The following is a 9149-nucleotide window of genomic DNA, read 5'->3' on the forward strand; positions in this document are numbered from 1 at the left end:
ACAGGGAGGGCTGCAATAAACGTTATGCGATAAAATCCTCCTGCAATTTTATCACCCATGCCTCCCGGCCCGGGCATACTACCTTTACCCGCTTCTGATCAATGGAAGGTGTAATAAAAAACCCGCCGAAGCGGGTTTAAGGATGAGAGGAGATGAGCGCTTTGACTTAGCCGCGAGTTTTTTATGAGTGATTCATTATCAAAATATTGTGGATATGTATGACATGGCACTCGATTTCAACACTCTTTTTGGGTTGTGGTTGTAATATTAACGAATTATTACAATATTGGTAGATCCACAATATCGGTTTATATCCCCTAGTGTGGTATCATCACTTCGCAAAATTATATAATGTTGATAGATCCACAATGTGTTCTCGAAACGTTGGCTGTGGTATAACGGTAACCGCCTTTCAGCAATCCAAGAATTACTCACCCTGGAATTTTATCTTATAAATTATTCGCTTAACGAATATTGACACGCAACGGCGTACACAAGCGCCACCGATGCGGGTAAAATCAGGCTCCGGCTACTTTCGCGTTTTTTGCAGTCGTCCCCTCGATTCGTCTCATGCGGCTGATACAGATCCTGCAATGACGGGATCAGCCGGATAGGTCTTCCGGGTGATTGTTGACGTTGGCAAATTTATATAAGATCGACGTTTCCAAACTTCTTGATGGCGATGAAAATCCGTTTCCCCGAAGACCCCTACCAGGGATCCATTGCAAGATTCTCGAATGGAACAAATAAGTATTTATCTATTTAAACAAATATGTCGAATTCCTCTTTAAAACCTCCTGCCGAAAGTCGAAATGAAACCGATATTGCCGAGTACTTTAACCATATTCAGCGAATCTTAGGTGAGATTCCCGAAGCTGAAACACGAGCGGATTTAGCGACCAGGGTTACTGAACTTAGCGAAGCCATTACTGCCACCCGGTTTTTTGTAGCAACGAAAATCGAGGATTACATAGAATTGAACAAGCGCCTCATAAAACTGGAAAAGAAGATAAAGAGACAAAGTATCCGTTGATGACATCCAGATTCGAGGCCACAACCTGACAGAGACTCTATCCTTCCGATTTTGCCGGCCATATGCGAAGACGGTATTGATTCCTCGTTGCCCCCGGACGCGAAAAATGGGTCGCACATGACATTTGTGTGTCATGCTGAATGCAATCTAGAAATGGACAATTGCGAGGACGACGTTAATCCAAGAGGATATTAGCCGATCGCATCAAGCAAAAAAACACTATATCTCAACCGTCTATTCGATGGGAAGACTTGCGATTGACATCCGCGATTATCCCCTCTAGAGTATCAAACTGGAATCAAAACGGCGCATCCTTAAAGAAAATTACAATTCTCGCAATGAGTGGAGCTTCATGGGTATTTGCTAAATACCCAAGGTGTTTGCTTCGTTGTTAAAAGTGTAAGGAATTTTAAGTATCGCCAAGAGTAGATGCTATTTCATTAAAACTTAAATTTGAGGAAGGAAAGTCATCATGAAAATAACCAAAACAATAGTTGCGGGGTTTGTTTCTGGATTGCTGTTAGTAGGGACCGCGCAAGCAGCGGAACAAAAATTCAAGGTAGTTATTAATGCTTATGACACCAATATTCCCGAGCTCAACGTCGAAGGCGTGACGGTCAAGAACATTCGTGCTTTTAATGTTCTCAATGAACCTGAAACGTTGACGGTCAAGAAAGGGGCCTCAGTAAAGATTACCATAGAGAACAAGTCCCCCATCAGCGAGGGATTCTCCATTGACGACTATGGAATCAAAGAAGTCATTAAGGCGGGAGAAACCAAGACTGTCGCTTTTACCGCTAACAAGGTCGGCGCCTTTACCATCTGGTGCCAGCTCCATCCCAAGAACATCCATCTGCCGGGTTCCTTGAATGTCGTAGAATAAAGAAGCCTTGCGTAGACCGTAAAAGAAATAGCAGGTCGGCGGTGGAAACAGGCGGGTTGATGCCTGACTGAAGCTCCACCGCCGTAAGCCCCGACCACAAGAACCGCATTGAAGCAACAGAAGCAGTCAGCTCTGCATCAATAAGAAGACGGCGGGTAACGACACCATCAGGATTTTTGCGTTTGACCTGTTTCAAATGATGCAGCAGGCTCCATCATCCTTTCCTTTAATCAGAAGTTCCCACGCTGTTGATTTTCCACCGAGATGCCTCATGCGGGCGCTCAGTCTCCTTGGCCAAAAACCCAGAACGAAACATATCTAATTAAAAAAGTTGGCGATTCCAACGTGATAAGCTGCAACTTCCATATCCCTCAATCACACAGGAATTCTCCCATGAAAGATTTGCAAGAAGCCACCGTGAAAATATGCGAACTCAAGGGCGAGAATCTCGCATTACTGGCTTTACTTGCTTGTTTGGTAAAAGCTTCGTCACCATACGAACGTCACGCATTTCCAGGCGCATTCGAACGAGAGTTGGAATCCGCCCGAATCGAGTGGCTGAATTCAGATGTTTCGGAGCATGTCTCCGTTGGACTGGAGAATATGGCAACTGCCATTCATTCCTTGCTGGCTAGTCAGAGCCGGATCTAATCGCGAGCCCCCGGAAATACGTATTCCGCCGGTGTAAGAGGATCTGCTATCTCATTCGAAGCCTTATGGGAGGGTTCGAATCTCTACTCGCGTCGGTTATGAGAAATTGCTGCTTCTTAGCCGCCTGCCTGACCCAGGGTTTAATAAACGCCCTCCGCGATTCCTTCGAAGATTTCCGGCGCTTTGATTACGCAAGATTCGCTCTCTAAGTATTTAATTGATCAGAATTATCTTTATGCTATGTAATTCACCGTACAGTATTAATTGCAATATTCATATTATTCTGGCAACTCTTGCCGCTTAAAGGTCTGTAACCACTAAATAATTCCGAGATCCGGAATATTGATAGCGCTTTGCAGAATGGGCAAGCAATGCTGGGATTTTTAATCTTTTAATAGGAATTACAATCATGAATAAAGATCAGGTCAAAGGGACCGCAAAAAATGTCGCGGGAAAGGTACAGCAAGAAGCTGGGAAATTGACGGGCAGTAAAGAGCAGCAAGCCAAGGGCGCTGCCAAACAGGTGGCGGGGAAAGCACAAAAGAGTATGGGAGATGTGAAAGAAGCTGTTAAGGATTCAACCAAAAATCGTTAATAGTCTTTTATAGGGATTCAGGCCCAGTCAAAGCGGGTCAGAATTCTATCCCAGGCCGGTCAAGATGGCCGGTTCCGGCATCGAGCAAGACGGCCGGCCTTCCTCCAGGCGGATGTTGCATGTTAGGTCGGCCGGCATGCGCATTATCCAACGCGGCAATAATCGGCGGCACCGTTTCTTTGCCGCTTCAAATCCCTGTGTCCGGCCCCACCTGAACTTGTTCAGCTCGATATTGCCATTTTCGCCACCTTCTGGAAGTCGCTGGCCACGGTCCTGGTAACAATTTTCATGCTGATATAATTTGATTTTTAACATCAGCCATTTGTGCGATCTTTACGGGATAACATGCCGCTGGCGGACCAACTCCGTAATAATAGGCCTGCAAGGAAACCCAAATCCTATTCAACGGGTACAATTGCGCAGTACCATGGCGCGTGCAAGACGGACAGCTCGTGTTTGCGCCACTTTTCATATGACTTTATATACCGAACTTCCAATCAATGACCCCAGCCGAACCCACCGCCATCTTCACCCGCTCCTGGTCACTCTATGATTTGCTCACCGAATACAACTACATGTTTCATCGGGAGATCTACAAGGGGATTGAAAATCTTCTGAAGCTGCGCGTCGATCCGGGACATTATCACTTGCTCGATCTCGGTTGCGGCAATGCCCGCTATCTGGCTCCCTGCCTGAAACACGTGGCTCCGGCGATATACGAAGGCGTGGATTTATCCGAGGCAGCGCTGGCGGAGGCCCGCGGCTATCTGGGAGAATTATCCGCTCAGGTCACCCTGACTCGTGGGGATCTTCTGGAGGCGATCGAATCGGCCGGCAAAACCTGGGATGTTATTTTCACCGGATTTGCGATTCATCACCTGATGTCCGATGAAAAAGCGCGCTTTTTCCGTGCAGCCGGGCGCTGTCTCTCGGAAAAAGGCTGGCTGATTCTGGTGGACGTAGTGCGCGAGGAAAACCAGGATCGGGATAGCTATCTCGACGGCTATCTGAAATTCATGCGCGAAACATGGACAAAGGTGCCGCAGCATCAGTTGGAAGAGGCCTGTACGCATGTCCGTGACCATGATTATCCCGAATGCCTCTCCACTCTGCGGGGAATGGCCGCCGAAGCGGGCTTGCACTCCTCCCGGTTGATCAGCCGCTACGCACAGCATCACACACTTGTGTTCTCGCGTTCCACTCTAGAAAAAGTCTGAGCCGGATCCGCTCAACGCCATGCTGCAGCGACTGGCCCTTTTGTTTCCCCTTTGGATGATCCTCTCCGGGGCAATAGCCTTGTATTGGCCGCATGGGTTGACGGCCATGAACCAGGGGCCGGTGATGGTGCTGGTCCTCGCCTTCATCATGTTGTCCATGGGGCTGACGCTGACCTTCGAGGATTTTCGCAGAGTCGCCCGCCTGCCCAGGGCGGTGGCAATCGGTTTTGCGGCACAGTATTCCATCATGCCGCTGCTGGCCTGGGGCGTGGCTCATGCTTTGGCCCTACCGCCTCACTTTGCCGTGGGCCTGATCCTGGTAGGTTGTTGTCCGGGCGGCACAGCCTCAAATCTGGTAACCTACATCGCGGGGGCAGACGTAGCGCTTTCGGTGGTCATGACCGTGTGCTCCACATTGGCAGCTGTCGTTTTAACGCCGCTGCTGACCCAGTTTTTCGCGGGAACGCTCGTTCCGGTGGATGCCTGGCTATTGTTCAAGCAAACGCTTCAGGTTGTGATCGTCCCTGTCGTTCTGGGCGTCCTGCTCAACCGCTGGGCGCCGCGACTGGTTCTGCGCGTAGTGCCGATAGCACCACTTTTGTCCGTTATCGGCGTGTGCTTCATCTGTGCCGTAGTATTTGCCGCCAACGCGGAGGCCATCCTCGAACATGGCCTTCAATTGATTCTTGCAGCTGCGCTGTTGCATGGCGGCGGTTTTCTGATCGGCTATAACTTCGCCCGCCTATTTGGCTGCCAACAACGGAGCGCCCGTACGATTTCCATCGAAGTGGGCATGCAAAACTCCGGGCTCGCCATCGTGTTGGCCAAACAGGCCTTTCCATTGCTGCCGCTGGCGCCCGTCGTAGGGGCGGTTTCAGCGGTAATGCACTCTTTGCTGGGAAGCCTGCTGGCGGTAATATGGCGCACGCGAACACCCCGGCCTCATACAGATTGACCCCGACAACCTGCCGCCTCATCGTCGAATATCCGAACTATACCCCGCCCTCGCACTTTACCCGGTTTGGGCTCATGCAAACGCCCGCAATGTGTACTTCAGTTCAATGTACTTCAGTTCGATGTACTTCAGTCCAATTTCCAATGCAACCAAAACCCGTCATATTGCAATCACCGTACATTTATTCATCTTTTATTCCTATAGCGATGTTAACCACGACTTTAAGCGATCATGGCGCACTATCAAAATGCGAGTCTTCTCGTTCAATCCCAACATATCAAGTTCGATAAAAAATATCCTCCCGGCGCTACCGTGGTACATGCGGGGATTTACCGGTGCACGGGTTGCGGCCATGAAATAGTCATCACAAATGAACGGATGCTTCCCATGCAAAATCAGCACAGGCATGCCTTTGAATTCGGCCCTGTAAGCTGGGAACTCATCGTTTGCCCTGTGGATTAAATATCGCTGCTGTAAGATTCTTTCGGTTGGCGCCACAGCATGCCCCGCCAATTGTTCAAATGCCTGACCTCCTTATTCCCATCAGCAGTCGTATACCTTGCAGGCTCCCTATGGAACTTTTACCCGATTATCCTCCTCCCACTTGTGATATGTGAGGAATCGCACAGAGTTTATTTTTGCGAAGTGAGACACTAAGCACCGCTTATGGTCGCATTTCCATGCGATCGAGCATGTGCTCCACCCGGCCCTCTAAGATCATTCAGATCATTCGAGGTGTGAAGCCGGTAGGCTATTCAGTCATTCTGGTTAGTTAAGTCTAAAGGAGCGAATAATGAGAAAAACCAAATTAATAGATATGTCTGGCTTAAGCGGCGATCCGTCAAGTGACGACCAACTGGACGATTTATTTTTTCGCCTTGAATCGGAAATCCCGGATGCACCGCGCGGAAATTCAAAACGTATCTATTTAGCATCGTACATACCGATGCAGCGTCTTACCGGAATCTCCATGAAGCGTGCCGCCGGCAAAACAGGGATATTCACCCGGCGCATGACAAAGGTGGTCCGGTCTACGACCTCAGAACGTTTAATGCAATAAACGTCTGATTTCATATTGACCCGCGGCGGAGATGAAGCTTTGCGGGCGACCTGCTTTTGTCTCGCTCCGCCGACATCCCCCATTCGAGTCCTAGCGGCCTCGTCTGTGGCGCTCCCATCCCACAGAGCTGCCATCCGCCTCCCTGACGAATTCGGGAGGCTATTCAGAAAAATTCTTGAAACTTGACGAATTCAGAAAGGAAGGTCTTCCATGAAAATTCAAATCATCATCCGTCAAATGGCGATAACCTTGACCTGCATTTTTTCCACTTTAAGCTTCGCTTATGAGAACCCATCGCTTCCTCCCGTGCAAACGCAAGGTCAAACGCAATTTATTTCAGGGGGTATCGGCAAGGATGAGTCAGAAGCGATATTGCAGGCACGGCGCTCCTGGCCATTGATGCTTGAATTGACTCAGGCTGCTGACTCCAGAGCCCAGTACATCAGCGATGCCCGGATAATCATCAAGGATAGACTGCACAACACCGTTCTGGACACGACCGCTGAAGGCCCTTACCTGCTGGTGAAGCTCCCCGCCGGAGAATACTCCCTGGAGGCGACTTACAATGCTACGACCCTGCATCGCAAACTCAACCTTCAGAAAGAATCGGGTAAGAAGGTGACTTTGGTCTGGCCCGCTGACAAAAATCATTAGCCTAAATCCGGTAGTTGCATAAAGTGGAGTGGCAGTTTTGGGTATAGGGCAAAGGGCAAAGCGCAACGCAGCGCTATGCCGCAAGGACAGTACAGTGCCATTCAAGCGCTGAAGAAACGCTCCCGGAGCCCATCCTGCTCAAGCGCAAAAGCCACTCCGTCCTCGCCATTGGTCAGCGTAATCCAGTCGGCAGCGGCCTTGACCGCGTCCGGCGCATGGCCCATTGCCACACCGAGTCCCGCATGCCTAAGCATTTCTATATCGTTTTCAGCATCACCGATAGCCATCATCTCGCTAAGCGCTATGCCATGAAGCTGTCCGATTTTTATCAGGCCCGCCGCCTTGTTTGTCCCATTTGGCATTACCTCGAGCATATAGTCATGGCTGAAGACCGCGGAGCATTGGGGTGAGATTGCGTCACGCATGGTCCGGAGGCAAGCAATGCCTTCCGCATCATGGCTCATGATCTGCAGCTTATGGGGTGCCACGCTCAGACCCCGCAAACCGGGGACAACCACAGGTTCCTGTCTCAAGATTCTCGCCTCCTGCCGATACAAACCCATTGCATCAGGCGTATACCAATGGTCCAGGGTGGACCAGGCGACGCTCAATCCCTTAGCCAACGCCTCATGAGCCATCGCCTCCGCATGGGCCAGTTCCAACCGGTGCTGGTGGATGATCTCAGCCCGTTTGCCTGAATCGACACGCGCCACCACCCCACCGGAAAACGCCACGACATAACCCTCGACTCCCAACTCCATAAAGAGTCGCGACAGGGAGTCCACGTGACGGCCGGAAGCCAATATGATCTGAATCCCTTGCTGCCAGATGTCATGAATGGATTTTTTTACCGCAGGTGAAATGTTATGCGACGAATCCAGCAATGTTCCGTCCACATCGAGCGCCAGGGCTCGCATCTTAGCCATTGTTAATGAATTGACATTACGGCGCCGCACGGACTCATGTTGCAGCGGCCTCAGGGAAGCCTTCCGCCGTGCGCGCTTCCCGCACTTTCGGTCGGGCCTCAATGCGCCGCATATATTCGCCCAGCATCGGCCAGGCGGAGATGTCTACCCCCATGGGGCCCGTCCAGGTAAGTAACGTATAAAGATAAGCATCCACGATGGTAAATTGCTCGCCGGTCAAATAGGGAGTCGCCTCCAGTTTGCCCGCGATATAGGCAAAATGGCGATTCAGCTTCCGGCGATATATTTCTTTTGCCTCGGTGGCCATACCCACGATAAATGGAAAAAAGCTTTTGTGTATTTCTGTAGCGATAAAATTAAGCCATTCGTTGAGACGCACCCTTTCAAACGTTCCGAGCGGCGGAGCGAGTCCTGATTCCGGTTTCTGATCCGCCAGGTACTGAACGATCACACTCGCTTCCGAAACCGTTTCGCCATTATCCAGCAGCAAAAGCGGCACGGCGGATTTTTCGCTGACCGTATTAAAGTCTATTCCGGTCTCCGTTTTCTTGCTTCTCAAATTGACCTTTTCCAGATCGAACGCGTAGCCGGCTTCACGCAATACAATATGTGCGGCAAGCGAACAGGCGCCAGGAGCATAGTAAAGTTTCATCGAAATTCTCCTTGATTATTCGTGATGACTACAGGACACATGCGGTATTTTCCGCTGATTCTCCGCCATAGTCCACGGCCATGGTGAGCTCGATCGATCACATACCTGTACCCTGCTAGGGTATTGACATATACCCTATCCCTGTATACAGTGGCGCCTCGAATATAGCTAAACTGCCTGGCATCCAGACAAATATGCGGTGGCCGCCAATGAAAACCGCGCGGCGTCGCTGCCACCATCGAGCCAGTCCATTAATTTAACTCAACTGAAAGGGGTCACCAATGCAAACAGAGGTCGTAGAAGCCAAAGACATAAACCAGATGGATTGTATTGACGGTTCGAAGAACGCCATGAACTCGCCCTGCCCCCTGACTTCCCAATTTCTTTTCTGAAAAGTATTCATCTCCTGGTTTTAAGGATTCCAACTTCCTAAAAAATCGTTTGGAGAATAATTCGTTAGTTAATTCTTCATGCTTACGCTGCCAATATTGCTGTTCTATTTTTTCTGTTTTTAATTGTTCTT

Annotated in this window: 11 protein-coding genes; 8 read left to right on the forward strand and 3 right to left on the reverse strand. The window is 49.9% G+C overall.

Features of this window, described 5'->3' with window-relative positions; translation table 11 throughout:
* Window positions 1–772 precede the first annotated feature (772 nt).
* From SQ11_RS12330 to SQ11_RS12375, 8 genes are all read left to right on the forward strand, one after another.
* The gene (locus SQ11_RS12330) at window positions 773–1033 is read left to right on the forward strand and encodes a hypothetical protein (protein WP_041514436.1); all 261 of its coding nucleotides are present in this window, start codon (window positions 773–775) and stop codon (window positions 1031–1033) included.
* 472 nt (window positions 1034–1505) lie between these two features.
* On the forward strand, window positions 1506–1916 hold the full coding sequence (locus SQ11_RS12335; protein WP_041514437.1) for a nitrosocyanin: 411 nt from the start codon (window positions 1506–1508) through the stop codon (window positions 1914–1916).
* A gap of 393 nt (window positions 1917–2309) precedes the next feature.
* Entirely contained in the window at window positions 2310–2567 is a 258-nt protein-coding gene (locus tag SQ11_RS12340) for a hypothetical protein (RefSeq protein WP_052494216.1), read from the forward strand.
* Between the two features lie 409 nt (window positions 2568–2976).
* Entirely contained in the window at window positions 2977–3162 is a 186-nt protein-coding gene (locus SQ11_RS12345) for a CsbD family protein (protein WP_041514438.1), read from the forward strand.
* 500 nt (window positions 3163–3662) lie between these two features.
* Window positions 3663–4379: a class I SAM-dependent methyltransferase gene (locus SQ11_RS12355; protein WP_041514440.1), complete on the forward strand. Its 717-nt coding sequence runs from the start codon at window positions 3663–3665 to the stop codon at window positions 4377–4379.
* 19 nt (window positions 4380–4398) lie between these two features.
* Entirely contained in the window at window positions 4399–5334 is a 936-nt protein-coding gene (locus SQ11_RS12360; protein WP_041514441.1) for a bile acid:sodium symporter family protein, read from the forward strand.
* Window positions 5335–6127: 793 nt separating this feature from the next.
* The gene (locus tag SQ11_RS12370) at window positions 6128–6394 is read left to right on the forward strand and encodes a hypothetical protein (RefSeq protein WP_041514443.1); all 267 of its coding nucleotides are present in this window, start codon (window positions 6128–6130) and stop codon (window positions 6392–6394) included.
* 210 nt (window positions 6395–6604) lie between these two features.
* Window positions 6605–7048 (forward strand): carboxypeptidase-like regulatory domain-containing protein, encoded by a 444-nt coding sequence (locus SQ11_RS12375; protein ID WP_041514444.1) that lies wholly within the window; start codon window positions 6605–6607, stop codon window positions 7046–7048.
* Between the two features lie 101 nt (window positions 7049–7149).
* Here the strand turns inward: SQ11_RS12375 and SQ11_RS12380 are convergent, their stop codons facing one another.
* The 3 genes from SQ11_RS12380 to SQ11_RS17605 form a co-directional block, all read right to left on the reverse strand.
* Window positions 7150–7974 carry a Cof-type HAD-IIB family hydrolase gene (locus SQ11_RS12380; RefSeq protein WP_084226848.1) on the reverse strand — a complete coding sequence of 275 codons (825 nt, stop codon included), beginning with the start codon at window positions 7972–7974 and terminating at the stop codon, window positions 7150–7152.
* A gap of 34 nt (window positions 7975–8008) precedes the next feature.
* On the reverse strand, window positions 8009–8626 hold the full coding sequence (gstA, locus tag SQ11_RS12385) for a glutathione transferase GstA (RefSeq protein ID WP_041514446.1): 618 nt from the start codon (window positions 8624–8626) through the stop codon (window positions 8009–8011).
* 275 nt (window positions 8627–8901) lie between these two features.
* On the reverse strand, window positions 8902–9149 hold a 248-nt coding region (locus SQ11_RS17605), incomplete at its 5' end, for a hypothetical protein (RefSeq protein WP_198140869.1).

It is taken from the genome of Nitrosospira sp. NpAV, from assembly GCF_000832065.1.
Classification (GTDB): Bacteria; Pseudomonadota; Gammaproteobacteria; order Burkholderiales; family Nitrosomonadaceae; genus Nitrosospira.